Genomic DNA, 23682 nt, shown 5'->3' with positions numbered 1-23682 from the left:
GCGCTTTCCCGCGCGACCGTCGCGCGGCGGGACGGCGCGTGCCTGGCGCGATCGTTGGCGCGCGCCGCCGGCCTTCGGTTCCGGGCCTTCGCGGCCCCGTCATAGACAGGAGGAGACACATGGCAGCAACGCACGGCTCGGGCCTCGGCACCGGCCTCAAACAGCGGCACGTCACGATGATGTCGATTGCCGGCGTGATCGGCGCGGGCCTGTTCGTCGGCTCCGGCCACGCGATCGCGGAAGCCGGTCCCGGCGCGCTGATCGCCTACGCGGTGGCCGGCGCGATGGTGGTGCTGGTGATGCGCATGCTCGGCGAGATGGCGATCGCGCAGCCCGACAGCGGCTCGTTCTCCACCTATGCCGATCGCGCGATCGGCCATTGGGCCGGCTTTTCGATCGGCTGGCTGTACTGGTGGTTCTGGGTGCTGGTGATTCCGATCGAGGCCACCGCGGCCGCCACCATCCTCAACGCGTGGTTTCCCGGCGTCGCCACCTGGGTGTTCGCGCTCGGCATCACGTCGGTGCTGACCGTGACCAACCTGTTTTCCGTCAAGAACTACGGCGAGTTCGAATTCTGGTTCGCGCTGATCAAGGTGGTGGCGATCGTGGTGTTTCTCGCCGTCGGCGGCGCGGCGATTTTCGGCTGGCTGCCGGGCTCGCAGGTGTCGGGCGCGGCGCGCCTGTTCGACCGCGGCGGTTTCGTGCCGAATGGGCTGGGCGCCGTGCTCGCGGCGATGCTGACCACCATGTTCTCGTTCCTCGGCACCGAGATCGTCACGATCGCCGCCGCCGAATCCGACAACCCGCGCCAGCAGATCGTGCGCGCCACCAACTCGGTGATCTGGCGCATCTCGCTGTTCTATCTCGGCTCGATCTTCGTGGTGGCCGCGCTGGTGCCGTGGAACGATCCGCTGCTCGCGTCGCACGGCTCGTATCAGCGCGCCATGGAGCTGATCGGGATTCCGCATGCGAAGGCGATCATCGACGTGATCGTGCTGGTGTCGGTGGCGAGCTGCCTGAATTCGGCGCTCTACACCGCCTCGCGGATGATGTTCTCGCTGGCCACGCGCGGCGACGCGCCCGCCGCGCTGCGCCGCACCGATCGCAGCGGCACGCCGCGCGCGGCCGTGCTGGCCTCGACGGCGTTCGGCTTCGTGACCGTGATCGCCAACTATGTGATGCCGGAGCAGGTGTTCGGCTTCCTGCTGGCCACCTCGGGCGCGATCGCGCTGCTCGTCTATCTCGTGATCGCGATCTCGCAGCTGCGCATGCGTCGCATGCTGGAAGCCGACGGCGCGGCGCTGCCGCTGCGCATGTGGCTATTCCCGTGGCTGACCTGGCTCGTGATCGTGTTCATCTGCGCGGTGCTGGCCATCATGCTGACGCAGGAGGCGCATCAGCTCGAAGTGGGGGCGACGGCGGTGCTGGCGGTTGGGGTGGTGGTGGCGTCGTGGCTGAATCGGCGCTGGCGCGCGGCGGCGCAGGCAGCGGGCGCAGCCGGGGCGGTGCGCGCGCGGTAGGCGGTGTTGCCTCGATGGCTGGAGGCTGTGGAGAAGAAGGCCCGCGCTTGCGCGGGCCTTCTTCATGCCGCCGCCGGAAACGAAAAACCCGCGGACGGCATGCACCGTGCGCGGGCTCGAACCGGGGCGCGGGCCATGAAGGCCCGGCGCGACTGGCGTTCAGACGTTGAACAGGAAGTTCATCACATCGCCGTCGTGCACGATGTATTCCTTGCCTTCCGCCCGCATCTTGCCGGCTTCTTTCGCGCCCTGTTCGCCCTTGAACGCGATGTAGTCGTCGAAGCCGATCGTCTGCGCGCGGATGAAGCCGCGCTCGAAATCGGTGTGGATCGCGCCGGCCGCCTGCGGGGCGGTGTCGCCGATGTGGATCGTCCAGGCGCGCACTTCCTTCACGCCGGCCGTGAAATACGTCTGCAGGCCGAGCAGCTTGAAGCCGGCGCGGATCACGCGGTCGAGGCCCGGTTCTTCCATGCCCATGTCGGCGAGGAACGCTTCCTTGTCCTCGTCGTCGAGATCGGCGATTTCCGCCTCGATCGCGGCGCACACCGCGACGACCGGCGCCTTCTCGGCTTCCGCGTACTTGCGCACGGCGTCGAGGTGCGGGTTGTTCTCGAAGCCGTCGTCCTTGACGTTCGCCACGTACATGGCCGGCTTCGCGGTGATCAGGCAGAACGGCTTGAGGACGGCCTGCTCGTCGTCCGACAGGTCGAGGCCGCGCACGGCCTTGCCCTGGTCGAGCTGCGCGCGCACCTTTTCCATCACGGCGGCGATCTTCGCGGCTTCCTTGTCGTTGCCCGACTTCGCGGCCTTCGAGTAGCGGTTCAGCGCCTTCTCGACGGTGGACAGGTCGGCCAGCGCGAGTTCGGTGTTGATCACTTCGATGTCGTCGAGCGGGCTCACGCGGCCGGCCACGTGGATCACGTTTTCGTCTTCGAAGCAGCGCACGACGTGCGTGATCGCGTCGGTTTCGCGGATGTTCGCGAGGAACTGGTTGCCCAGGCCTTCACCCTTGCTGGCGCCGGCGACGAGGCCCGCGATGTCGACGAATTCGACGACGGCCGGCACGATCCGCTCCGGATTCACGATGGCCGCGATCGCCTTCAGGCGGCCGTCCGGCACTTCGACCACGCCGACGTTCGGCTCGATCGTGCAGAACGGGTAGTTCTCGGCGGCGATGCCGGCCTTGGTCAGCGCGTTGAACAGGGTGGACTTGCCGACGTTCGGCAGGCCGACGATGCCGCATTTGAGGCTCATGGAAAACCTTTCTGGATCAGATGTTGGGTGCTTGCGCGGGGTGCGGCGGCGGCATGACGCGGCGCTCGGGCCGGCGGTCTCGCGCGGAGGCTGCCCGCGAAAGCGGCAATTGTATCGCGTTCGGATCGCGGGATTTCAAGCGGACGCGCCGAACGGCGGCGCGGCGTGCGTGCGAGGCACGGCGAGCGGGCGGATCCTGAATGACGGCAATGCCGGTGGCGCGCGGGCGCCGCCGGCAGCGCAACCGGGCCAGGGCGGCCCGGCGCGGGCTCAGTCGGCGATCCGGCGATCGGCCAGCGCGGCGCGGCACTCGCCCATCACGAGCGAGACGAGCCGCGATTGCGTGTCGAGATCTTCGGTATCGATGATTTCCTCGACGGCGTCGCGCGCCCAGGCCGTTTCGACGAAATCGGCATGGCGCTTGGCGATGTCGAGCGCGGTGGCGGCGAGCTTGGCGATCGAGAGCCAGTCGGCGTCGCGCTGATGGCGGTCGAGCCACTTGTGCGCCGCCTGCACCTGGAAGGCGGCCGATGGCCAGGATTCGTTCAGATAGAACGCGCCGAGATTGCCGACCGTGAGCCAGCACAGCAGCTCGACACGATCATGCTGGGTGAGGTTGGGGTGTAGGTCGCTCATGGCCATGCTCGAGATGGGGTTGAGACTCGCTTTCCGTCACCGGTGCAACGCGGGGCCGACGAATCAACAATAGCACGCCATGAACGACTTCACGCAAGCCGGGAATCGCCCGACCCGCGTGAACCCTGATCAATACCGGTAGTAGTCGTGATGGTGGTGATAGCCGCCGCCGTCCGGCACGACGATGCAGCCGCTCAGGGTGCTGCCCAGCAGGACGGCGAGCGAGGCGAGCAGTGCGATGCGCTTGAGTTTCATGGTGGATCTCCTTCGGTGTTCATTCATCGATGGAGCCGACTGTAACGGCGCCGGGCATGACAAGCCGTATGCGTTTGTAAGGAAACGTGTGGCCTGTAATGCTCGCGCCCGGTTCGGGCGGGCGGCGCCGCGCGGGCGGTTACGGATGAAATGGTTCCGGATCGGACGGGAGCGGGAAACGGGCGCGAATGGCGGGTTCGCGTGCGTCCGAGCAGGGTTTGTCCGTGTCGGAACGGCGCGACAGCCGCCGCTCGACATCCGTTGCGGCGCTGATCTCCCTCAAGCCGGCGGCGCATGGCGAATGCGGCCCCGCAGCTATAATGCGCGCCATGACAGCCCATCCTCAGACCTTCGACGTCGCCGTGGTCGGCGGCGGCCTTGTCGGCAAGACCGCCGCGCTCGCGATGACGCAGGCGGGCCTCAAGACGGCGCTGCTCGCGCAGCCCGCCGCGCCGCGCGCGGCCGATGCGCCGTTCGACGCGCGCGTCTACGCGCTGTCGTCGAGTTCGCAGGCGTTGCTCGAACGGCTGCGCGTCTGGCAGGCGCTCGATCCGGCCCGGCTCGCGCCCGTTCACGACATGCGCGTGTACGGCGACGCCCAGGCCGAACTGCATTTCTCCGCGTTCCAGGCCGCCGTGCCGCAACTGGCGTGGATCGGCGAATCGTCGCTGGTCGAGCGCGCGCTCGACGCCGCGCTGCGCTTCCAGCCGAACCTGAACTGGATCGACGCGCGCGCGCAGGGCCTCGACCTGAAGCCCGACGCCGCGGTGCTGTCGCTGGCCGACGGCGGCGTGATCTCGGCCGATCTGGTGGTGGGCGCGGACGGCGCGCATTCGTGGGTGCGTTCGCAGATGGGCGCGAGCGTGCAGCGCCGCGACTATCGCCAGACGGGCGTGGTCGCCAACTTCAAGGCGTCGGAACCGCACCGCGAAACGGCGTACCAGTGGTTCCGCGACGGCGAAATCGTCGCGCTGCTGCCGCTGCCCGACGGCCACGTGTCGCTGGTCTGGTCGGCGCACACGGCGCACGCGGACGAACTGCTCGCGCTCGATCCGGCGCAACTGGCGGCCGAGGTCGAACGCGTCACGCACCGCCAGCTCGGCACGCTCGATTGCGTGACGCCGGCCCAGGGCTTCCCGCTCGCGCTGCAAACCGTGGACAAGCTGATCGCGCCGCGCGTTGCGCTGGTCGGCGACGCCGCGCACCTGATTCACCCGCTCGCCGGCCAGGGCATGAACCTCGGCCTGCGCGACGTGGCCGCGCTGGCCGATGCGGTCGCCTCGCGCGAGGCGTTTCGCGATCTCGGCGATACCGTGCTGCTGCGCCGCTACGAACGTTCGCGCCGCGAGGACATCCGCGCGCTGATGGTCGCCACCGACGGCCTGCAGCGGCTGTTCGCGCTGCCCGGCTCGCTGGCGCGCGTGGTACGCAACACCGGCATGGCGCTGGTCGGCGCGCAGCCGTTCGTCAAGCGCTGGCTGGTCGCCTCGGCGCTCGGTTGAGCGCCGGCCCCAGACCGTATCGCGCCCGATTCGGGGCCGTACCGCATGCGGCCTTCGCCGCGCAAGCATCCTGAGATGGCGGCCGGACACGGTTCGGCCGCCGTCGTACACTAACGGTCATGCTTTGACCGCCCCCCAAGGATCACTGAATGAAAACCACCGTCCGTATCGCCGCGCTGTTGCTGGCGACCGCCGCCGCCACGCTCGGATGCACCGCGCAGGCCGATCAGACCACCGACAAGCTGAAGGCCACGCTGCAATCGCGCCTCGGCGACGCCACCGTCAAGGGCATCGCGAAGTCGCCGATCCCGGGCCTGTACGAGGTGAATCTCGGTTCCCAGATCGTCTACAGCGATGCCGCCGGCGATTACGTGCTGCTCGGCGAGATGGTCGACACCAAGACCCGCCGCAACCTGACCGAAGCGCGCATGTCGGAAATCAACAAGGTCGATTTCGCGAGCCTGCCGCTCAACAACGCGGTCAAGTACGTGAAGGGCAACGGCGCGCGCAAGATCGCCGTGTTCTCGGATCCGAACTGCCCGTATTGCAAGCGCTTCGAATCGACGCTGCGCTCGATGAACAACATCACCGTCTACACGTTCCTGTACCCGGTTCTCACGCCCGATTCGACGGTCAAGTCGAAGGCGATCTGGTGCGCGTCGGATCGCGCCAAGGCCTGGGAAAGCTGGATGGTCGATCACGTGGCGCCGACCGGCGCGGGCAACTGCGACACCTCGGCGCTCGACAAGAATCTGGCGCTGGGCCGCGGCCTGAACGTTACGGGCACGCCCACCATCATCCTCGCGGACGGCACGCGCCTGCCCGGCGCCGTGTCCGCCGACGACCTCAACAGCGCGCTCGCGAACGTCAAGTAATGCACGCGCGCACGGCCTGACCGCCATCCGCGACGAGGCGCCGGCATCTGTCTGGCGCCTTTTTCATATGTCGAACCGCTTGCCGATATTTTGCCGACCCTGCCGATGAAGCCGATTCGCTATTCGATCGTCCCGAAAGATCCCGCCGCCCACCTGTTCGAAGTCACGCTGACCGTCGCCGAGCCCGATCCGGCCGGCCAGCGCTTCATGCTGCCGGTGTGGATTCCGGGCAGCTACATGGTGCGCGAATTCGCGCGCAACATCGTCACGCTGCGCGCGTTCAACGAAGCCGGCCGCAAGGTTCGCATCGCCAAGACCGACAAGCACAGCTGGCAGGCCGCGCCTGTCGCGGGGCCGCTGACGCTGCGCTACGACGTGTACGCATGGGATCTGTCGGTGCGCGCCGCGCATCTCGACGATACCGGCGGCTTCTTCAACGGCACCAGCGTGTTTCTCGCCGTGCAGGGGCAGGAAGCCTCGCCGTGCGTGGTCGAGATCGCCAAGCCGGCCGGCGATGCGGCCCGCCGCTGGCGCGTGGCCACGGCGCTGCGCGAGGCGCGCGGCACGCGTCGTCACGGCTTCGGCGAGTATCTGGCCGACGATTACGACGAACTGATCGACCACCCCGTCACGCTCGGTGAATTCGCGCTGGCCACCTTCGAAGCGCACGGCGTGCCGCACGACGTGGTGATCGCGGGCCGCGTCGCGCGGCTCGACATGGAGCGGCTCTGCGCCGATCTGAAGCGGATCTGCGAGGCGCAGATCGCGCTGTTCGAGCCGCGCAGCAAAAAGGCGCCGGTGGAACGCTACGTGTTCATGACGCAGGCCGTCAGCGACGGCTACGGCGGCCTCGAGCACCGCGCGTCCACCGCGCTGATCTGCAACCGCACCGATCTGCCCGTGAAGGGCCGGCCCGAGAAGACCGACGGCTACCGCACCTATCTGGGACTCTGCAGCCACGAGTATTTCCACACCTGGAACGTCAAGCGCATCAAGCCGGCCGCGTTCGTGCCGTACGACCTGACGCAGGAGAATTACACGTCGCTGCTGTGGCTGTTCGAGGGCTTCACGTCGTATTACGACGACCTGATGCTGGTGCGCAGCGGCCTGATGAGCCGCGACGAGTATTTCACCGCGCTGGGCCGCACGGTGGGCGGCGTGCTGCGCGGAGCGGGACGCCTCAAGCAGAGCGTGGCGGAAAGCTCGTTCGACGCCTGGGTCAAGTATTACCGGCAGGACGAGAACGCCTCGAACGCGATCGTCAGCTATTACACGAAGGGCTCGCTCGTGGCGCTGGCGTTCGACTTGGCGATTCGCGCCGCGACCCGCAACCGCAAGTCGCTCGACGACGTGATGCGCCTGCTGTGGACGCGCTACGGCCGCGGCTTCTACCAGGGCAAGCCGAAGGGCGTCGGCGAGGACGAAGTGGCCGCGCTGATCGCCGAAGCGACCGGCGTGGAACTCGGCCGCCTGTTCGACGATGCGGTGTCCGGCACGCGCGACCTGCCGCTGGCCGACCTGCTCGCGCCGTTCGGCGTGAATCTGACCCCGGATGCCGGCCCGCACCCGAAGCCGTCGATCGGCGCGCGCGCCCGCGCCGGCGGCGCGGATTGCACGCTGGCGGTGGTGCACGAGGGCGGCGCGGCGCATCGCGCGGGGCTGTCGGCCGGCGACGTGTTGATCGCGATCGACGGCCTGCGCGTGACCGGCTCGAACCTGGACGCGCTGCTGGCGCGCTTCCAGCCCGGCGATCGCGTGGAGGCGCACGCGTTCCGCCGTGACGAGCTGCGCGCCACCACGCTGCGGCTCGACGCGCCCGACGTGGTGCGCTACCGGCTGCTGGCGGCCGACAAGCCGGCCGCGCAACTCGCCTGGCAGAAGGGCTGGCTCGGCCTCTAACACGTTCGGCCGCGTTTCATTCGGTGCGGATTGTCCCGCTGTTGCAACAATCCGTCGCCGGATGCCCGCTTTTTCAGGATGGACCGCATCCGCACAATGGCTCCACTCGCGCTGCCTGCAGCGCAAACCCAACGGAGCCCGACATGACGACCATCCTGCAAATCAAATCCGCCGCCCGCTCGCAAGGCGCGCGCTCGACGCAACTGTCCGACGAACTGACCGCCAAGCTGTCGCAATCGAACCCCGGTTCGAAGGTCGTGGTTCGCGACCTGCTGGCCAACGCCCAGCCGCACCTCGACGACGCCGTGCTCGGCGCGTTCTTCACGCCGGCCGACCAGCGCAGCGCCGAACAGAACGCGCTGGTCGCCCAGAGCGACGCGCTGGTGGCGGAACTGCAGGCTGCCGACATCATCGTGATCGCCGCACCGCTGTACAACTTCGGCATTTCCTCGCAACTGAAGACCTACTTCGACTGGATCGCCCGCGCCGGCGTGACGTTCCGCTACACGGCGAACGGCCCGGAAGGCCTGGTCACGGGCAAGAGGGTGTATGTCGTGTCGGCACGCGGCGGCAAGTACGTCGGCACGCCGAACGATACGCAAACGCCGTATCTGACGACGTTCCTCGGCTTCCTCGGCATGACGGACGTGACGTTCATCCACGCCGAAGGCCTGAACATGGGCCCGGACGCGGAAGCGGCCGCGCTGGCCTCGGCACGCGAAGCCATCGCAGCGGTCTGACCCTGCTGCTGGCGGCTCGCGCTCACGAGGCGCGGGTCGACCCATGAAAACAGCCCGATCGGCATAGGCCGGTCGGGCTGTTTCGTTTTGGAGCGAGAGGCGTTCGCGGCAGGCCGCGCCGGATGCGTCAGGCCAGCGTGACGGCCTCGTCGGGCAGTTGCCAGTCGATGGGCGGGTTGCCGTGCTCGCCGAGGTACGCGTTCGCCAGCGCGAAATGGCGGTTGCCGAGAAAGCCGCGGTGCGCCGACAGCGGCGACGGATGCGGCGATTCGAGCACGCAGTGCGCGCCCGCGTCGAACAGCGCGCGCTTGGCCTGCGCATGCGCGCCCCACAGCATGAACACCAGCCCGCGATGGCGGCGCGCCAGTTCGCGGATCAGCGTGTCGGTGCAGGCTTCCCAGCCGCGCTTGGCGTGGCTGGCGGCCGCCGCCTGCTCGACCGTCAGCACGGTGTTGAGCAGCAGCACGCCCTGGCGCGCCCACGAATCGAGGCAGCCGTGCTTCGGGATCTCATGCCCGAAATTCGCGGCGATTTCCTTGAAGATGTTGCGCAGCGACGGCGGCGGGCGCACGCCGGGCGGCACCGAGAACGCCAGGCCGTGCGCCTGCGGCGTGCCGCGATCGTCGCCGTGATACGGATCCTGGCCGAGGATCACGACCTTGACCTCGTCGGGCGAGGTCAGGCGCAGCGCGCGGAACACGTCGGCCGGGTAGACGATCTTGCCGGCCGCGCGTTCGGCGTCGACGAAGCGGCACAGCGGCGCGTAGGCGTCGCTCGCGACGAACGGCGCGAGCACCTCGCGCCAGGCGGCGGGCAGTGCATCGAACTGCGCGGCGAGCGGCTGGATCGAGGCGGTGGCGTTCGGTGCGGCGGCCGGTTCGGCGGTGGCTGCCGCATCGGGCGTGGCCTCGGCCTCGCCCAGATCGAACAGCGAAGCCTGAGCGGCCGGCGCCGCGCGGGAGGAGGAACGGGTTGCCATGCGATCTCGGGCCTCAGGCGGCACGCAGCCGGTAGCCGCGCTGCGCCTTGCTCTGGTTGTCGGGCGCGAGGCCCGGCACGGCCGCGACGAGTTCCTCGGCCAGCGTATGCAGCACGGTTTCGTCGCCGTCGATCAGTTCGAGCTCGACTTCGCGGATCGGTGCACGGCGCGTTTCACCGCCAACCTCGGCAATGATCTCGCCCAGATCGAGCGCAGCCTCGACGGTCGCGCCGCCGCGGCTGACGCGCCAGATCGTGCGCGCGAAATCGGTGCGGAACAGTGCGGCCAGCGAGGGTGCGGCCGTGCGCAGCGCCTCGGCTGCGGCCGGCACGTCGCAGGCGGCCAGCAGCGCGTCGATTTCGAGCGCGTCGCCGGCCACCGGCAGTTCCCATTCGTGGCGCGTGTGCAGGCCGTTCTCGGCCGAGCCGACCGTCTTGAACGTCTGCAGCCAGCCCTGCGGCGCGAGCCGCACGCGGATCGCGCTCTTGGCGCGCGCGAGCGCCAGATCGGGCGTGTCGTAATAGACGTTGGTGAGTTGAATCTCGCGGCCCGCCGCGCCGGCGCAGGCGTCGAGCGCGCGGCGCGCGGCGGCTTCGGCTGGCGCGCCTTCGGGCAGCGCCAGCTTGATTTCGGTTTCGATGGCCATGGGCGTGTGCCTCAGAAGAACATCCGGGCCAGTTCCTCGCCCGGTTGATCGGCGCGCATGAACGCCTCGCCCACCAGGAACGTGTGCACGTCGGCGGCTTGCATGCGCTCGACGTCGGCGCGCGAGAGGATCGCCGATTCGGTCACGACGATGCGGTCGGCCGGAATCATGTCGAGCATGCCGAGCGTGGTGTCGAGCGTGGTTTCGAATGTGCGCAGGTTGCGGTTGTTGATGCCGAGCAGCGGCGTTTTCAGCGTCAGCGCCTCGGTCAGTTCCTCGCGGTTGTGCACCTCGACCAGCACCGCCAGGCCCAGCGAATGCGCATAGGCCTCGAGATCCTGCATCAGCGGCGTGTCGAGCGCGGCGGCGATCAGCAGGATCGCGTCGGCGCCCATCGCGCGCGCTTCGAGGATCTGGTACGGATCGACCATGAAATCCTTGCGCAGCACCGGCAGCGTGCAGGCCGCCCGCGCTTGCTCGAGATAGCGCGCGCTGCCCTGGAAGAATTGCTCGTCGGTCAGCACCGACAGGCAGGCCGCGCCGTGTTGCGCGTACGAGGCCGCGATCTCGGCCGGCACGAAGTGCTCGCGGATCACGCCTTTCGACGGGCTGGCCTTCTTGACTTCGGCGATCACGGCCGGCTGGCCGGCCGCATGCTTGGCGCGCAGCGCGCCGACGAAATCGCGCAGGTCGCGCGTTTCGGCTTCGAGTTTCAGCGCTTCGAGTGGCGTGCTGCGCATGGCGGCGGCCACTTCCTGGCGCTTGACGTCGATGATTCGGTTGAGGATGTCGCTCATGGCAATCTGACGGGAGGCCGTCCGGGTAGGTTGGCCGACCGGCTGGCCGGTCGGCGGGCAAGAGGGCAGCGCGCGGCTCAGCGCTTGAATTGCTGCGTGAAGCGTACCAGTTCGTCGACCTTGGCGCGGGCCGCGCCGCTCGCGATCACCTCGCGGGCCAGTGCGATGCCGTCGGCGATCGACGGCGCGACGTTGGCCGAGTAGAGCGCCGTGCCGGCGTTCAGCGTGACGATCTCGCGCGCCACGCCCGGCGTGTTGTCGAGCGCCTCGAGCAGCATCACGCGCGATTCGTCGGCGTTCTCGACCTTCAGCGAGCGGTTCGACACCATTTGCAGGCCGAAATCCTCCGGATGGATCTCGTACTCGGTGACCTTGCCGTCGCGCAATTCGCCCACCAGCGTGGCCGCGCCGAGCGATACCTCGTCCATGCCGTCCTTGCCGTACACCACCAGCACGTGCTCGGCGCCGAGCCGTTGCATCACGCGTACCTGGATGCCGACCAGATCGGGGTGGAACACGCCCATCAGCTGGTTCGGCGCGCCGGCCGGGTTGGTCAGCGGGCCGAGGATGTTGAAGATCGTGCGCACGCCGAGCTCGCGGCGCACCGGCGCGATGTTCTTCATCGCCGGATGGTGGTTCGGTGCATACATGAAGCCCATGCCGGTCGCCTCGATCGAGGCGGCCACCTGCTCGGGCTCCAGGTCGATGTTCACGCCGAGCGCGTCGAGCACGTCCGCGCTGCCCGATTTGCTCGAGACGCTGCGGTTGCCGTGCTTGGCCACCTTCGCGCCGGCCGCGGCCGACACGAACATCGTCGCGGTCGAGATGTTGAACGTGTTCGAGCCGTCGCCGCCGGTGCCGACGATATCGACGAAGTTCGAGTTGTCCGCCACCGCCACGTGACGCGCGAATTCGCGCATCACCGTGGCGGCCGCGGCGATCTCGCCGATCGTTTCCTTCTTCACGCGCAGGCCGGTGATGATCGCGGCGGCCATCACGGGCGACATGTCGCCGCGCATGATCATCCGCATCAGGTGCAGCATTTCGTCGTGGAAGATCTCGCGATGCTCGATCGTGCGTTGCAGCGCTTCCTGCGGGGTGATGGTCATGCCTGCTCCGCTCATGCCGGTTGCGCGGCGTTCGCGCGCGCCTGTTTCAGGAAGTTCTGCAGCAGCGCGTGGCCGTGCTCGGACAGGATCGATTCGGGGTGGAACTGCACGCCCTCGATCGGCAGCGTCTTGTGACGCACGCCCATGATTTCGCCGTCCTCGGTCCAGGCCGAGATTTCGAGGCAATCGGGCAGCGATTCGCGCTCGATCGCGAGCGAGTGATAGCGCGTCACGTCGAATTGCTTCGGCAGATCGGCGAACACGCCGCGGCCGTCGGTTTCGATGCGGCTCACCTTGCCGTGCATGATGGTCTTGGCGCGGATCACGCGGCCGCCGAACGCCTCGCCGATCGCCTGATGGCCGAGACACACGCCGAGAATCGGCTTCTTGCCGGCGAATTCGCGCAGCACGCCGAGCGTGATGCCCGCGTGCTGCGGGTTGCTCGGGCCGGGCGACAGGCAGATCGCCTCGGGATCGAGCTTTGCGATCGCGTCGAGCGTGATCTCGTCGTTGCGGTGGGTCTGGACGTCTTCGCCGAGTTCGCCGAAGTACTGGACCAGGTTGTAAGTAAACGAATCGTAGTTGTCGATCATCAGCAGCATGGTCAGTCTCCGTTCAGAAGTCGCTGTCGAGGCCGTCCTGCACCTGTTCCGCCGCGCGCAGCACGGCGCGCGCCTTGTTTTCCGTTTCCTGCCATTCCGACTCGGGCACCGAATCGGCCACCACGCCGGCGGCGGCCTGCACGTACAGGTTGCCGTTGTGGATCAGGCCGGTGCGGATCGCGATCGCGAGATCCATCTCGCCGGAGAACGACAGGTAGCCGACGGCGCCGCCGTACAGGCCGCGCTTGACCGGCTCCAGCTCGTCGATCAGCTCCATCGCGCGCACCTTCGGCGCACCCGACAGCGTGCCGGCCGGGAACGTCGCGCGCAGCACGTCGTAGTTCGTCATGCCGGGCTTCAGCGTGCCTTCCACCGAGCTGACGATGTGCTGCACGTGCGAATATTTCTCGATGATCATCTTGTCGGTCACGGCCACCGAGCCGGTGGTCGCGATGCGGCCGACGTCGTTGCGCGCCAGGTCGATCAGCATGACGTGCTCGGCGATCTCCTTCGGATCGTTGAGCAGCTCGGTGGCGAGCGCGGCGTCGCGCTCCGGCGTGTTGCCGCGCGGGCGGGTGCCGGCCAGCGGGCGGATCGTGACGATCTGATCCTCGCCGCGCTTTTCCTGGCGCACCAGGATTTCCGGCGACGCGCCCACCACGTGGCAATCGCCGAAGTTGTAGTAGTACATGTACGGCGACGGGTTCAGCGAACGCAGCGCGCGGTACAGCGACAGCGGGTTGTCGCGATACGGCTTGGTCAGGCGCTGGCCGACCTGGATCTGCATCAGCTCGCCCTCGGCGATGTATTCCTTCGCTTTCAGCACGGCCGCCAGGTAGTCGTCCTTCTTGAACTCGCGGAACGTTTCGGTGCGCACGCTCGGCGAGGTGACGGGCGGCTGCACCGTCGCGTGCAGCCGCTGCTTGAGCTCGCGCAGGCGCTGCTTGGCCTTCGAGAACGCCTCGGGGCGCGTCGGATCGGCGTAGATGATCAGGTAGAGCTTGCCGGCCAGGTTGTCGATGACGGCCACTTCCTCGGTCAGCAGCAGTTGGATGTCGGGCAGTTGCAGGTCGTCGTGCGGTGCGCTGTCGGCGAGCTTCTTCTCGATGTAGCGCACGGCGTCGTAGCCGAAGTAGCCGGCCAGGCCGCCGCAGAAGCGCGGCAGGCCGGGCAGCAGCGCCACCTTGTAGCGCGCCTGGAACTGCTCGATGAAGGCGAACGGATCGCCGTCGTGGGTTTCGACCACCTGGCCGTCGGTCACCACTTCCGACACGCCGTTGCGGGTGCGCAGCAGCGTGCGCGCCGGCAGGCCGATGAACGAGTAGCGGCCGAAACGTTCGCCGCCCACCACTGATTCGAGCAGGAACGAATTGGCGCCGCCGCGCTCGGTTTGCGCAAGCTTCAGGTACAGCGAAAGCGGGGTTTCGAGATCGGCGAGCGCCTCCGCGATCAGCGGAATGCGGTTGTAGCCTTGATTCGCGAGCGATTGGAATTCGAGTTCGGTCATGTTCCGGTCCTGTGGGGACGAGCGGCAATGCGTGCCAGTGGAAACGCGGGCGCTGCGCGGCGGGCCGGAAGGCGGGGTGCGGTCAGTGCCTGACCGGCTTGCGCTGCCGCCGGGCGATATGCTGATACGCGTTTCCGAGGCCCGGACGCAGTGCGTGCGGAGCAAGGAGACGACGGGCACATCGATCGACGGAGCGCGGATCGCGCAGCAAAACAAAAAACGGATGCCGAAGACAGGCTTCGGCGAACCTCGACGAGGTTAGCGCGACCAGCGACGCCAGGGCCAGGCTCCCCGGTCGATGCTGCTCAGACTCCGTTTTTTGTTCAGAAACATGCGGATGGAAGAATAAATCAGAGGGTTTGCTCGGTCGCATTGTGCGCGGTGATGACCTGCGCCGCGACGAGCAGCGAGCCGACTATACCATCCGAATTTATCGTTTGTATAGCGTTGCCGTGGTTGTAGCCGTACGGCACCGTCAGCGTCGCGAGGCCCGCCGCGCGGCCCGCCAGCGCGTCGTTTTCGGAATCGCCGATGGCCACTGCCAGCGCCGGTTCGACGCCGAGCCGCTCGCAGGCGGTCAGCATCGGCAGCGGGTCCGGCTTCTTGCGCGGCAGGCTGTCGCCGCCGAGCACCACGCCGAAATAGCCGTCGAGCCGGTATTGCACGAGCAGTTCCACCGCGAAGCGATACGGCTTGTTGGTCACGCAGGCGAGCGCCAGGCCCGCTTCGCGCATCGCCTGCAGGCCGGTTTCCACATCGGGATAGAGCTGCGTGTGGCGGCCGTTGATGCCGGCGTATTCGGCCTGGTAAATATCCAGCGCTTCCTCGAAGCGCGCCTGCGCCTCGGCTTCGCTGAAGCGCGGCTTGAGCACCTGCGCGATCAGATTCTCGGAGCCCTTGCCGACGTAGTGCATCACCTCGTCGCGCTGCGTGCCCGGCGCGCCGATCCGCGCCAGCATCGCGTTGAGCGCCGCCGTGAAATCGTCGGCGGTGTCGATCATGGTGCCGTCGAGGTCGATCAGCGCGGCGGCCAGCCGCGGCGCGGCGAAGCGGATCGTCGTCATCGCGGCGCGCCTCAGGCCTTGACCGTGCCGGCGAGCTGCGTGCGCATCTCGTCGATCACCGCCTTGTAGTCGGGCTTGCCGAAGATCGCCGAGCCGGCCACGAACGTGTCCGCGCCGGCCGCGGCGATTTCCGCGATGTTGTCGACCTTCACGCCGCCGTCCACTTCGAGGTGGATCTCGCGGCCGGTGCGTTCGCGGTAGGCGTCGATCTTGGCGCGCGCCTCGCGGATCTTGCGCAGCGCTTCGGGGATGAACGACTGGCCGCCGAAGCCCGGGTTCACCGACATGATCAGCACCAGGTCGAGGCGGTCCATCACGTGATCGAGGTAGTTCAGCGGCGTGGCCGGGTTGAACACCAGGCCGGCCTTGCAGCCGTGATCCTTGATCAGGCTGAGCGTGCGGTCGATGTGATCCGAGCCTTCCGGGTGGAAGCTGATCAGGTTGGCGCCGGCCTTGGCGAAGTCGGGCACGATCCGGTCGACCGGGCGCACCATCAGGTGCACGTCGATCGGCACATCCACGTGCGGGCGGATCGCCTCGCAGACGAGCGGGCCGATCGTCAGGTTCGGCACGTAATGGTTGTCCATCACGTCGAAGTGGATCCAGTCGGCGCCGGCGGCGACGACGTTGCGGACTTCCTCGCCGAGGCGGGCGAAGTCGGCCGAGAGAATGCTGGGAGCGATGCGGAATTGCGTCATGGCGGTAGGGGGGACGTGCGTTTATGCGAAAGCGCTATTCTACCGCCGCGGGGCGGGGGCGCCGCCCGCCCCGCGGCCCGCGCTGTTGCGGGCGGGGGCCGCATCAAGCAGAATGCCGAACCAGTGCGGGCCGCCCGGCGGCGGCCTTGCGCGGCGCCGCGTCGGCGTCGCTCGACCTTCGAAGCGGGATTGCCATGAGCCAGTATGAATTCAGCGTGTCGGTGAAGACCGCCTATTTGCCGGAACAATCCGACCCGGAACGCCGTCAATATGCATTCGCGTACACGCTGACGATCGTCAATTCCGGTCAGGTGCCGGCGCAACTGATCGCGCGTCACTGGGTGATCACCGACAGCGAACAGAAGGTGCAGGAAGTGAAGGGACTCGGCGTGGTCGGCCATCAGCCGCTCCTGAAGCCGGGCGAGAAATTCGAATACACGAGCTGGGCGGTCATCGAAACGCCGGTCGGCTCGATGCGCGGCGCGTATTTCTGCGTGGCCGAGGACGGCGAGCGCTTCGAGTCGCCGGTCGCGGAGTTCGCGCTGCACATGCCGCGCACGCTGCACTGAGCGTCAGCGCTGGCGCGGTTCGTCGCGGCGCGCGCGGGCTTTCTTCTTGCCGGACGTGGTCCAGAGCACGATGAAAATCAGCAGACCGAGCGCCAGCAGCGATTCCAGCGCAAAGATCAGCATCGGGTATTCGTCGAACAGATCAGACATGGCGGCTTCCATCAAGTACGAGCATTGTAGGTGGTTCGGGCCGCGGCTTGCCGGTTGGGCAGCCGCGATCGCAACGGCGGCCCTGCTGGCCGCGTGCGGCAGCGCGCCGGTGCGTCATGCGCGCCCGCCCGCCACCGGCGCGGCGATCGTGCCGGGGCAGACGGCCTCCGAGCGGCTCACGCCGGTGGCGTGGCAGCAGGTGCCGGGCTGGGACGACGATACGCTGATCGGCGCGACCATCGCGTTGCGGCAGAACTGCACGCGGCTCGCGCGTGCCGCGAACTGGCGCCGCGCCTGCGAGGCCGCGAACCGCATCGACGATCTCGACATCACCGGTGCGCGCAGCTTCTTCGAAACGTATTTCACGCCCTATCAGTTCGCCAACAGCGACGGCACGCTCGACGGCCTCGTGACCGGTTACTACGAGCCGCTGCTGCACGGCTCGCGCGTGCGGCGCGGCCCGTATCAGACCGCGCTGTACCGCTGGCCGAGCGGCTATCGCACCGGCACGCCGCTGCCGGCGCGCGCGCAGCTCGAGCGCGCGGGCGTGCTGAACGGCAACGAGCTGGTGTGGGTCGACGATCCGATCGAGGCGTTCTTCCTGCAGGTGCAAGGCTCGGGGCGCGTGATTCTCGACGACGGCACGGTGATGCGGGTCGGCTTCGGCGGCACCAACAACCAGCCGTACCGCTCGATCGGCAAGTGGCTGCTCGATCACGGCGAACTGACGCCGGGCCAGGCCACCATGCAGGGCATCAAGGCCTGGGCGCGCGCCAATCCCACGCGCGTCGACGCGCTGCTCGACACCAATCCGCGCTTCGTGTTCTTCCGCGACATGGCGTCGGCCGAAGGCGCGCCGAACGGCGGCGCGGACGGCCCGATCGGTGCGCTCGGCGTGCCGTTGACGGCCGAGCGCTCGATCGCCGTCGATCCGTCGTTCATTCCGCTCGGTACGCCGGTGTTCCTGCAGACCACCCGCCCGCTGACCAACACGCCGATGAACCGCCTCGTGTTCGCGCAGGACACCGGCTCGGCGATCAAGGGCGGTGTGCGCGCCGACTATTTCTGGGGGCTCGGCGACGACGCGGGCGATCTGGCCGGCCGCATGAAGCAGGTCGGGCGGATGTGGCTGCTGCTGCCGAATTCGTGATGTCCCGCCGGGGCGCCGTTTCAACCGGCGCCCCGCGTTCCTTGTGCGCCGGCGTTCACCGGCGCTTGTCCACCACCCGCCGCGCCTTGCCGACCGAACGCTCGATGCCGTTGACCGGCAGCACGTCGACGATCGCGCTCACTCCGATCAGCGCCTTGATGTCGTAGGCCAGGGCCTGCCGAGCGGTGTCGAGCAAGGCCGCATCGGCCTGCGCGAGCGGGCACGGTTCGACGTTCAGCGTCATCACGTCGAGCGGGCCGTCGCGCGTCAGCACGATCTGGTAATGCGGCGCGAGCGCGCGCTGCTTCAGGAGCTGCTCCTCGATCTGGGTGGGGAACACGTTCACGCCGCGAATGATCATCATGTCGTCCGAGCGCCCCGTGATCTTTTCCATGCGCCGCATCGTGCGCGCCGTGCCGGGCAGCAGCCGCGACAGGTCGCGCGTGCGGTAGCGCACGATCGGCAGCGCCTCCTTCGTCAGCGAGGTGAACACCAGCTCGCCGAGTTCGCCGTCGGGCAGCACCTCGCCTGTCAGCGGATCGACGATCTCCGGGTAGAAGTGATCCTCCCAGATCGTCGGGCCGTCCTTCGTTTGCACGCATTCCGACGCCACGCCCGGGCCGATCACCTCCGACAGCCCGTAGATGTCCACCGCATCGATGCCGGCGCGCTGCTCGATCGCGGCACGCATTTCGTTGGTCCACGGCTCCGCGCCGAAGATGCCGATCCGCAGCGACGCCTCGCGCGGATCCAGCCCCTGGCGTTCCATCTCGTCGGCGATCGACAGCATGTAGCTCGGCGTGACCATGATGATGTCGGGCCGGAAATCGCGGATCAATTGCACCTGCTTCTCGGTCTGGCCGCCGCCGAACGGAATCACCGTCAGGCCCGCGCGCTCCGCGCCGTAATGCGCGCCGAGGCCGCCCGTGAACAGGCCGTAGCCGTAGCTGACGTGCACCTTGTCGCCGGTGCGCGCGCCGGCCGCGCGGATCGAGCGGGCCACCAGGTTGGCCCAGGTGTCGATGTCGCGCGCGGTGTAGCCGACCACGGTCGGCTTGCCGGTGGTGCCGGACGACGCGTGAATGCGCGCGATGCGTTCCTGCGGCACCGCGAACATGCCGAACGGATAGTTCTCGCGCAGGTCGTTCTTGGTCGTGAACGGGAAGCGCGCGAGATCGGCCAGCGTGCGCAGGTCGTCCGGATGCGCGTCCGCTTCGTCGAACTTGCGCCGGTAGACCGGCGAATGCGCGTAGGCGTGCGCGAGCGACCAGCGCAGGCGGTCGAGTTGCAGCGCCTGCAGTTCGTCGCGGCTGGCGGTTTCGATCGGTTCGAGCGGGAGCGGGGCGGTCATCGGTGTCTCCGGATCGGGGGGTATCGGTGGCGCTCGGCGATGCCGCGCTCAGTGGTTCGTGTTGGGGCTGTCGTCGGCGGGAATCACGTTGCCGGCGATGCGGGCGGACTTGCCGCGAAACATCGCCACGGTCTCGCCGGCGCGGTTCGTCACGCGAATATCGTAGATGCCGTGCCGCCCGGCCAGCGTTTGCTCGATGGCCTCGGCCGTCAGCACCTCGCCCTCCGGCACGGGCCGCAGGAAGTCGATCGCGCAGCCGGCCGCGACCGTATTGAGATTGTGCGAGTTGCAGGCGAACGCGAACGCCGAATCGGCCAGCGTGAAGATCAGCCCGCCGTGGCAGGTGCGGTGGCCGTTCAGGAAGGCGGGGCGCACCGTCATGCGCATCCGCGCGCGGCCTGGGCCGACGTCGAGCAATTCGATTCCGAGCGCGCGCGAGCAGGCATCGGCCGCATACATGGCGTCGGCGGCGGCGCGGGCCAGCGCAGCGGGATCGGCTGGTGGCGTACTGGACGAGAGACGGGTGGTCGGGATCTCGCTCATCTCAGCGCCCCTCGAAACGCGGCGCGCGCCGCGCCAAGAACGCCGCCACGCCTTCCGCGTAGTCGTGCGACTGCCCGAGTTCGCGCTGCAGGTCGCGTTCGAGATCGAGTTGCCGCTCGAGCGGGTTCGTCATGCCGGCGCGCATCGCCTGCTTGATGGCGGCGATCGCGAGCGTCGGCTGGCGGGCCAGCTCGGCGGCGAGTGAGGCGGCGGTGTCGGCGAGTGCGTGGTCGTCGACGGCGCGCCAGATCATCCCCCAGTCGGCCGCCTGCTCCGCGCCGAGCTTGTCGCCCGTCAGCGCCAGCCCGAGCGCGCGTGCGAAACCGACGCGCTGCGGCAGGAACCAGGTCCCGCCCGAATCGGGCACGAGGCCGATCTTCACGAACGACTGGATGAAGCTGGCCGATTTCGCGGCCAGCACGAGGTCGCAGGCCAGCGCGAGATTCGCGCCGGCGCCGGCCGCCGTGCCGTTGACGGCCGCGATCACCGGCAGCGGCAGCGCCTGCAGGCGGCGCACGAGCGGATTGAAATGCGCGTCGATCAGCGCGCCGAGATCGGTTTGCGTGCCCGGCGTGAAATCGAGGTCGGCCAGATCCTGGCCGGCGCAGAAGCCGCGCCCGGCGCCGGTCAGCACCAGCGCGCGGGCCCGTCCGGCCTCGGCGGCGTCGAGCGCCGCGGCCAGTTCGGCGTGCATCGCGCGGGTGAAACTGTTGAGCTTGTCGGGGCGGTCGAGCGTGATCGTCGCGACGTGCGTCGCGGGATCGAGCGCGAACCGGATCGTGTCGTACGGCATCGGGTGTCTCCTCCACGTCGTGGACGGCCGGCGGCGCGCGCCGGCCCGGATGATGCGTCGGTCTATCGGGAAAACGACAGGGCGCTCAGGCGGCGCTTGCGTCGCTGGCTGCGCGCGGCGCCACATGGCGGCGGCTCTGCACCACGCGGAAGCGGTTCGCGACGAACGCCGCGTCGGCCAGCGCCGCGTTGGCTGCCGGGTTCGCACCGGTGCCGTGAAAATCCGAGAACGCCGCCGACTGGTTGACGAACACGCCGCCCGTCAGATTGATCGACAGCGCGACGCCGCCCTGGATCGCCGCCTCGTGGGCGCGGTCGAGCACGGCTTCGTCGGTGCTGTAGACCGACAGCGTCAGCGCGCCGCATTCGGCCGCGATGCCGCCGGCCAGCTCGAGCGAGTGCGCGGTCGAATCGGTGGCGATCACGAACGAGATCGGGCCGAACCATTCGCGCGTATAGGTGCCGCGTTCGCTCGCATCGAGCTGCAGCACCAGCGGCGAGCGCACGCGAGCCTGCGGGTAGGCGGGATGGTCGAGCGGCTGGCTATCGGCCAGCACCTTGCCGAGCGCGCGGGCCGCGTCGATGCGCGCCGTCACGCCGTCGTTCTGGATCGCGCCGAGCAGTTCGACGGCGCGGGCCGGGTCGCCCACCAGCTTTTGCACCGCCGCGCCGATCGCCTGCGCCACCTCGTCGAAACCGAGCGGGCCGTCCGGCGTGCGGATGCCGTCGCGCGGCACGTAGATGTTCTGCGGCGCCGTACACATCTGGCCCGAATAGAGCGCGAGCGAGAACGCGATGTTGCGCGCGGCGGCCTTCAGGTCGTCCACCGAGTCGATCACGATCTGGTTGACCCCGGCCTTCTCTGTATACACATGGGCCTGATGCGCGTGGCGTTCGAGCCAGTCGCCGTGCCGCGTGCTGCCGGTGAAGTCGATCAGGCGGATCTCGGGGCGCACGGCCAGCGCTTCGACCAGCGCGCCGTCGTCGGGCGCGGTGGCCAGCAGCGTGACGACGTTCGGATCGAAGCCGGCTTCGCGCAGCACCTCGCGCGCGATGCGCACGGTCAGCGCGAGCGGCAGGATCGCGCCCGGGTGCGGTTTGACGATCGCGGTGTTGCCGGTGGCGAGGTCGGCGAACAGGCCGGGATAGCCGTTCCAGGTCGGGAACGTGCAGCAGCCGAGCACGAGCCCGGTGCCGCGCGGGACGATCGTGTAGCGCTTGCGCATGGCGAGCGTCGGGTTCTTGCCTTGCGGTTTTTCCCAGTGCGCGTCGGCCGGGATCTGGCGCAGCGCGTCCCAGGCGTAGGCCACCGCTTCGAGCGCGCGATCCTGGGCGTGCGGGCCGCCCGCCTGGAACGCCATCATGAAGGCCTGACCGGTGGTGTGCATCACCGCATGGGCGATCTCGAAGCTGGCCCGGTTGAGCCGCGCGAGGATTTCGAGGCTCACGCCCACCCAGGCGCTGGGGCCGGCCGCACGCCAGCCCGGCTGCGCGGCGGCGGCCGCCGCGATCAGTTCGTCGGGCGACGATTGCGGATAACGAATGCCAAGCGGAAAGCCGAACGGCGATACCTCCGCGCCGATCCGGCCGCCCGACGCCGGCTGGTCGAGCGCGAACGGCTTGTCGAGTTGCGCCTGGAACGCCGCTTCGCCCTCGGCCGCGGCGCTTTCCCCGTACACTTTGGGGCTCGGCATTTCGGCGAACGGGCTCCAGTAGGCGCGAGTCTCGATGGCCGACAGCGCTTGCTGCAACGTGGCTTCATGCTTCGTGAACAACGGATGGGTCATGACGGCAGCCTGATGAAGGTGGGAAGCCGGTCGCACGGACGCAATTAATTAACCGACCGGTTGGTCGGCAAATGTTAGCATTGTTCTTCGCGCGTGTGCGCGGAGCCTGGCGTTTCTTTAATGAGGAGACATCGATGGACTACGAGAACATTCTGGTGGAGACCCGCGGCCGCGTCGGCCTGATCACGCTGCATCGCCCGAAGGCGCTGAACGCGCTGAACGATGCGCTGATGGACGAGCTCGGCGCGGCGCTGAAAGCCTTCGACGCCGACGACGAAATCGGCGCGATCGTGCTGACCGGCAGCGAAAAGGCGTTCGCCGCGGGCGCCGACATCGGGATGATGGCCAAGTACTCCTATATGGATGTCTACAAGGGCGACTACATCACGCGTAACTGGGAGACGATCCGCCAGATCCGCAAGCCGGTGATTGCGGCGGTGGCCGGTTTCGCGCTCGGCGGCGGCTGCGAGCTGGCGATGATGTGCGACATCATCATCGCGGCCGACACGGCGAAGTTCGGTCAGCCGGAAATCCGCCTGGGCGTGATGCCGGGCGCGGGCGGCACGCAGCGTCTGCCGCGCGCGGTGTCGAAGGCCAAGGCGATGGACATGTGTTTGACCGCGCGCTTCATGGAAGCCGACGAAGCCGAACGCGCGGGGCTGGTATCGCGCGTGGTGCCGGCGGCGTCGCTGCTCGACGACGCGCTGGCGGCGGCCGCCACGATCTCGGAGTTCTCGCTGCCGGCCGTGATGATGATCAAGGAATCGGTGAACCGTGCCTACGAGACGACGCTGGCCGAAGGCGTGCAATTCGAGCGCCGCGTGTTCCATTCGCTGTTCGCGACGGAAGATCAGAAGGAAGGGATGGCCGCGTTCGTCGAGAAGCGCAAGCCGGCGTTCAAGCATCGTTGAGCGCGGGGCGACTGATTTTCGGCCGTGATTTTTAGTGTTTTCTTTTTAGATCAAAGGCTTGGCATGAAGGGCGCCGCGCAAGCGGCGCCCTTCGTGCATTTTCTTTGCGAAAACGCTTGCACGAAGCGAATTCGGTGCTTAGAATTCGGCCTCTCTCGCGATGACGGAAACGCAGAACGAGAGGGGAAGCAAGGCAGGACAAGGAAAGCGCCGAGTTGTTGGCAGCATCCTTGAACTGATGAAGAACTCGATCGATGCAGTATGTTGATCGAAGCGCTGAAAAAAGTAGTTGACGCGCTTCAAAATGTTCTTCATAATCTCGCTTCTCTGCTGCTGAAAACGCAGC

24 protein-coding genes and 1 pseudogene are annotated in these 23682 nt (G+C 68.1%); 8 read left to right on the top strand and 17 right to left on the bottom strand.

Annotation, left to right across the window (positions count from 1 at the left end):
- Nucleotides 1-119 precede the first annotated feature (119 nt).
- Nucleotides 120-1520 (top strand): GABA permease, encoded by a 1401-nt coding sequence (gabP, locus tag G3N92_RS15280; RefSeq protein ID WP_206128373.1) that lies wholly within the window; start codon nucleotides 120-122, stop codon nucleotides 1518-1520.
- 159 nt (nucleotides 1521-1679) lie between these two features.
- Here gabP and ychF read toward each other — a convergent pair whose 3' ends face one another.
- From ychF to G3N92_RS35340, 3 genes are all read right to left on the bottom strand, one after another.
- Nucleotides 1680-2774, bottom strand: a complete 1095-nt coding sequence (gene ychF / locus G3N92_RS15275; protein ID WP_206128372.1) for a redox-regulated ATPase YchF — start codon at nucleotides 2772-2774, stop codon at nucleotides 1680-1682.
- A gap of 270 nt (nucleotides 2775-3044) precedes the next feature.
- Nucleotides 3045-3410 (bottom strand): hypothetical protein, encoded by a 366-nt coding sequence (locus G3N92_RS15270; RefSeq protein WP_206128371.1) that lies wholly within the window; start codon nucleotides 3408-3410, stop codon nucleotides 3045-3047.
- A gap of 129 nt (nucleotides 3411-3539) precedes the next feature.
- Nucleotides 3540-3665, bottom strand: coding sequence for a hypothetical protein (locus G3N92_RS35340; RefSeq protein ID WP_277396174.1), 126 nt, complete (start codon nucleotides 3663-3665; stop codon nucleotides 3540-3542).
- Nucleotides 3666-3985: 320 nt separating this feature from the next.
- Between G3N92_RS35340 and G3N92_RS15265 the strand changes: the two genes are divergently transcribed.
- The 4 genes from G3N92_RS15265 (at nucleotide 3986) to G3N92_RS15250 (ending at nucleotide 8681) form a co-directional block, all read left to right on the top strand.
- Nucleotides 3986-5167, top strand: coding sequence for a UbiH/UbiF family hydroxylase (locus G3N92_RS15265; protein WP_206128370.1), 1182 nt, complete (start codon nucleotides 3986-3988; stop codon nucleotides 5165-5167).
- Nucleotides 5168-5316: 149 nt separating this feature from the next.
- Nucleotides 5317-6042, top strand: a complete 726-nt coding sequence (locus G3N92_RS15260; RefSeq protein ID WP_206128369.1) for a DsbC family protein — start codon at nucleotides 5317-5319, stop codon at nucleotides 6040-6042.
- Between the two features lie 105 nt (nucleotides 6043-6147).
- Entirely contained in the window at nucleotides 6148-7941 is a 1794-nt protein-coding gene (locus tag G3N92_RS15255; RefSeq protein WP_206128368.1) for a PDZ domain-containing protein, read from the top strand.
- Between the two features lie 143 nt (nucleotides 7942-8084).
- Nucleotides 8085-8681: an NAD(P)H-dependent oxidoreductase gene (locus G3N92_RS15250; RefSeq protein ID WP_206128367.1), complete on the top strand. Its 597-nt coding sequence runs from the start codon at nucleotides 8085-8087 to the stop codon at nucleotides 8679-8681.
- A gap of 127 nt (nucleotides 8682-8808) precedes the next feature.
- Here the strand turns inward: G3N92_RS15250 and G3N92_RS15245 are convergent, their stop codons facing one another.
- The 9 genes and pseudogenes from G3N92_RS15245 to G3N92_RS35500 all read right to left on the bottom strand — a co-directional run.
- On the bottom strand, nucleotides 8809-9660 hold the full coding sequence (locus G3N92_RS15245) for a uracil-DNA glycosylase (protein ID WP_206128366.1): 852 nt from the start codon (nucleotides 9658-9660) through the stop codon (nucleotides 8809-8811).
- Between the two features lie 13 nt (nucleotides 9661-9673).
- A complete protein-coding gene (locus tag G3N92_RS15240) occupies nucleotides 9674-10306 on the bottom strand; it encodes a CYTH domain-containing protein (RefSeq protein WP_206128365.1) in 633 nt (210 codons plus the stop codon).
- An 11-nt stretch (nucleotides 10307-10317) separates the two neighbouring features.
- On the bottom strand, nucleotides 10318-11103 hold the full coding sequence (trpC, locus tag G3N92_RS15235) for an indole-3-glycerol phosphate synthase TrpC (RefSeq protein ID WP_206128364.1): 786 nt from the start codon (nucleotides 11101-11103) through the stop codon (nucleotides 10318-10320).
- Between the two features lie 77 nt (nucleotides 11104-11180).
- Nucleotides 11181-12212, bottom strand: a complete 1032-nt coding sequence (trpD, locus tag G3N92_RS15230) for an anthranilate phosphoribosyltransferase (protein WP_206128363.1) — start codon at nucleotides 12210-12212, stop codon at nucleotides 11181-11183.
- 11 nt (nucleotides 12213-12223) lie between these two features.
- A complete protein-coding gene (locus tag G3N92_RS15225) occupies nucleotides 12224-12814 on the bottom strand; it encodes an aminodeoxychorismate/anthranilate synthase component II (protein WP_206128362.1) in 591 nt (196 codons plus the stop codon).
- Between the two features lie 13 nt (nucleotides 12815-12827).
- Nucleotides 12828-14321 (bottom strand): anthranilate synthase component I, encoded by a 1494-nt coding sequence (gene trpE, locus G3N92_RS15220; protein WP_206128361.1) that lies wholly within the window; start codon nucleotides 14319-14321, stop codon nucleotides 12828-12830.
- A 350-nt stretch (nucleotides 14322-14671) separates the two neighbouring features.
- Nucleotides 14672-15385 carry a phosphoglycolate phosphatase gene (locus G3N92_RS15215; RefSeq protein WP_206128360.1) on the bottom strand — a complete coding sequence of 238 codons (714 nt, stop codon included), beginning with the start codon at nucleotides 15383-15385 and terminating at the stop codon, nucleotides 14672-14674.
- Nucleotides 15386-15396: 11 nt separating this feature from the next.
- Nucleotides 15397-16083 carry a ribulose-phosphate 3-epimerase gene (gene rpe / locus G3N92_RS15210; RefSeq protein WP_206128359.1) on the bottom strand — a complete coding sequence of 229 codons (687 nt, stop codon included), beginning with the start codon at nucleotides 16081-16083 and terminating at the stop codon, nucleotides 15397-15399.
- Nucleotides 16084-16160: 77 nt separating this feature from the next.
- A pseudogene (locus tag G3N92_RS35500) lies at nucleotides 16161-16352 on the bottom strand (hypothetical protein); the annotation flags it as partial.
- On the opposite strand from G3N92_RS35500, the gene apaG reads away from it, so the two are divergent.
- A complete protein-coding gene (gene apaG / locus G3N92_RS15205) occupies nucleotides 16278-16652 on the top strand; it encodes a Co2+/Mg2+ efflux protein ApaG (RefSeq protein WP_206128358.1) in 375 nt (124 codons plus the stop codon). The pseudogene G3N92_RS35500 and the gene apaG sit on opposite strands and share 75 nt — an antisense overlap.
- Before the next feature lie 70 nt (nucleotides 16653-16722).
- Nucleotides 16723-17952, top strand: coding sequence for an MltA domain-containing protein (locus tag G3N92_RS15200; RefSeq protein ID WP_206128357.1), 1230 nt, complete (start codon nucleotides 16723-16725; stop codon nucleotides 17950-17952).
- Between the two features lie 55 nt (nucleotides 17953-18007).
- Here G3N92_RS15200 and paaK read toward each other — a convergent pair whose 3' ends face one another.
- From paaK to paaN, 4 genes are all read right to left on the bottom strand, one after another.
- Nucleotides 18008-19303, bottom strand: coding sequence for a phenylacetate--CoA ligase PaaK (gene paaK / locus G3N92_RS15195; protein ID WP_206128356.1), 1296 nt, complete (start codon nucleotides 19301-19303; stop codon nucleotides 18008-18010).
- 48 nt (nucleotides 19304-19351) lie between these two features.
- The gene (gene paaI / locus G3N92_RS15190) at nucleotides 19352-19846 is read right to left on the bottom strand and encodes a hydroxyphenylacetyl-CoA thioesterase PaaI (RefSeq protein WP_206128355.1); all 495 of its coding nucleotides are present in this window, start codon (nucleotides 19844-19846) and stop codon (nucleotides 19352-19354) included.
- A gap of 1 nt (nucleotide 19847) precedes the next feature.
- Nucleotides 19848-20639 (bottom strand): 2-(1,2-epoxy-1,2-dihydrophenyl)acetyl-CoA isomerase PaaG, encoded by a 792-nt coding sequence (gene paaG / locus G3N92_RS15185; RefSeq protein WP_206128354.1) that lies wholly within the window; start codon nucleotides 20637-20639, stop codon nucleotides 19848-19850.
- Between the two features lie 85 nt (nucleotides 20640-20724).
- Nucleotides 20725-22425 (bottom strand): phenylacetic acid degradation protein PaaN, encoded by a 1701-nt coding sequence (paaN, locus tag G3N92_RS15180; RefSeq protein ID WP_206128353.1) that lies wholly within the window; start codon nucleotides 22423-22425, stop codon nucleotides 20725-20727.
- Nucleotides 22426-22559: 134 nt separating this feature from the next.
- Between paaN and G3N92_RS15175 the strand changes: the two genes are divergently transcribed.
- Nucleotides 22560-23336 (top strand): enoyl-CoA hydratase, encoded by a 777-nt coding sequence (locus G3N92_RS15175; RefSeq protein ID WP_206128352.1) that lies wholly within the window; start codon nucleotides 22560-22562, stop codon nucleotides 23334-23336.
- Nucleotides 23337-23474: 138 nt separating this feature from the next.
- On the opposite strand, the gene G3N92_RS15170 is transcribed toward G3N92_RS15175, so the two are convergent.
- Nucleotides 23475-23682: hypothetical protein (locus G3N92_RS15170; protein WP_206128351.1), on the bottom strand; the 208-nt coding region annotated here is incomplete at its 5' end.

Source organism: Burkholderia sp. Ac-20379 (assembly GCF_017104645.1).
In the GTDB taxonomy this organism is placed as follows: Bacteria; Pseudomonadota; Gammaproteobacteria; order Burkholderiales; family Burkholderiaceae; genus Burkholderia.
The sequence above is the reverse complement of the archived record's forward strand: the minus strand, read 5'-3'. Positions and strand labels throughout refer to the sequence as shown.

Excerpts from the sequence above, each read along its gene's own strand:
- trpE (WP_206128361.1), bottom strand. The coding sequence starts at position 14,321 with ATGACCGAACTCGAATTCCAATCGCTCGCGAATCAAGGCTACAACCGC.
- G3N92_RS15175 (WP_206128352.1), top strand. The coding sequence starts at position 22,560 with ATGGACTACGAGAACATTCTGGTGGAGACCCGCGGCCGCGTCGGCCTG.
- gabP (WP_206128373.1), top strand. The coding sequence starts at position 120 with ATGGCAGCAACGCACGGCTCGGGCCTCGGCACCGGCCTCAAACAGCGG.
- paaI (WP_206128355.1), bottom strand. The coding sequence starts at position 19,846 with ATGAGCGAGATCCCGACCACCCGTCTCTCGTCCAGTACGCCACCAGCC.
- G3N92_RS15240 (WP_206128365.1), bottom strand. The coding sequence starts at position 10,306 with ATGGCCATCGAAACCGAAATCAAGCTGGCGCTGCCCGAAGGCGCGCCA.
- G3N92_RS15225 (WP_206128362.1), bottom strand. The coding sequence starts at position 12,814 with ATGCTGCTGATGATCGACAACTACGATTCGTTTACTTACAACCTGGTC.
- paaK (WP_206128356.1), bottom strand. The coding sequence starts at position 19,303 with ATGACCGCCCCGCTCCCGCTCGAACCGATCGAAACCGCCAGCCGCGAC.
- apaG (WP_206128358.1), top strand. The coding sequence starts at position 16,278 with ATGAGCCAGTATGAATTCAGCGTGTCGGTGAAGACCGCCTATTTGCCG.
- G3N92_RS15255 (WP_206128368.1), top strand. The coding sequence starts at position 6,148 with ATGAAGCCGATTCGCTATTCGATCGTCCCGAAAGATCCCGCCGCCCAC.
- G3N92_RS15200 (WP_206128357.1), top strand. The coding sequence starts at position 16,723 with ATGAAAATCAGCAGACCGAGCGCCAGCAGCGATTCCAGCGCAAAGATC.
- ychF (WP_206128372.1), bottom strand. The coding sequence starts at position 2,774 with ATGAGCCTCAAATGCGGCATCGTCGGCCTGCCGAACGTCGGCAAGTCC.
- paaG (WP_206128354.1), bottom strand. The coding sequence starts at position 20,639 with ATGCCGTACGACACGATCCGGTTCGCGCTCGATCCCGCGACGCACGTC.
- trpD (WP_206128363.1), bottom strand. The coding sequence starts at position 12,212 with ATGACCATCACCCCGCAGGAAGCGCTGCAACGCACGATCGAGCATCGC.
- G3N92_RS35340 (WP_277396174.1), bottom strand. The coding sequence starts at position 3,665 with ATGAAACTCAAGCGCATCGCACTGCTCGCCTCGCTCGCCGTCCTGCTG.
- G3N92_RS15245 (WP_206128366.1), bottom strand. The coding sequence starts at position 9,660 with ATGGCAACCCGTTCCTCCTCCCGCGCGGCGCCGGCCGCTCAGGCTTCG.
- G3N92_RS15265 (WP_206128370.1), top strand. The coding sequence starts at position 3,986 with ATGCGCGCCATGACAGCCCATCCTCAGACCTTCGACGTCGCCGTGGTC.
- trpC (WP_206128364.1), bottom strand. The coding sequence starts at position 11,103 with ATGAGCGACATCCTCAACCGAATCATCGACGTCAAGCGCCAGGAAGTG.
- G3N92_RS15270 (WP_206128371.1), bottom strand. The coding sequence starts at position 3,410 with ATGAGCGACCTACACCCCAACCTCACCCAGCATGATCGTGTCGAGCTG.
- paaN (WP_206128353.1), bottom strand. The coding sequence starts at position 22,425 with ATGACCCATCCGTTGTTCACGAAGCATGAAGCCACGTTGCAGCAAGCG.
- rpe (WP_206128359.1), bottom strand. The coding sequence starts at position 16,083 with ATGACGCAATTCCGCATCGCTCCCAGCATTCTCTCGGCCGACTTCGCC.
- G3N92_RS15215 (WP_206128360.1), bottom strand. The coding sequence starts at position 15,385 with ATGACGACGATCCGCTTCGCCGCGCCGCGGCTGGCCGCCGCGCTGATC.
- G3N92_RS15260 (WP_206128369.1), top strand. The coding sequence starts at position 5,317 with ATGAAAACCACCGTCCGTATCGCCGCGCTGTTGCTGGCGACCGCCGCC.
- G3N92_RS15250 (WP_206128367.1), top strand. The coding sequence starts at position 8,085 with ATGACGACCATCCTGCAAATCAAATCCGCCGCCCGCTCGCAAGGCGCG.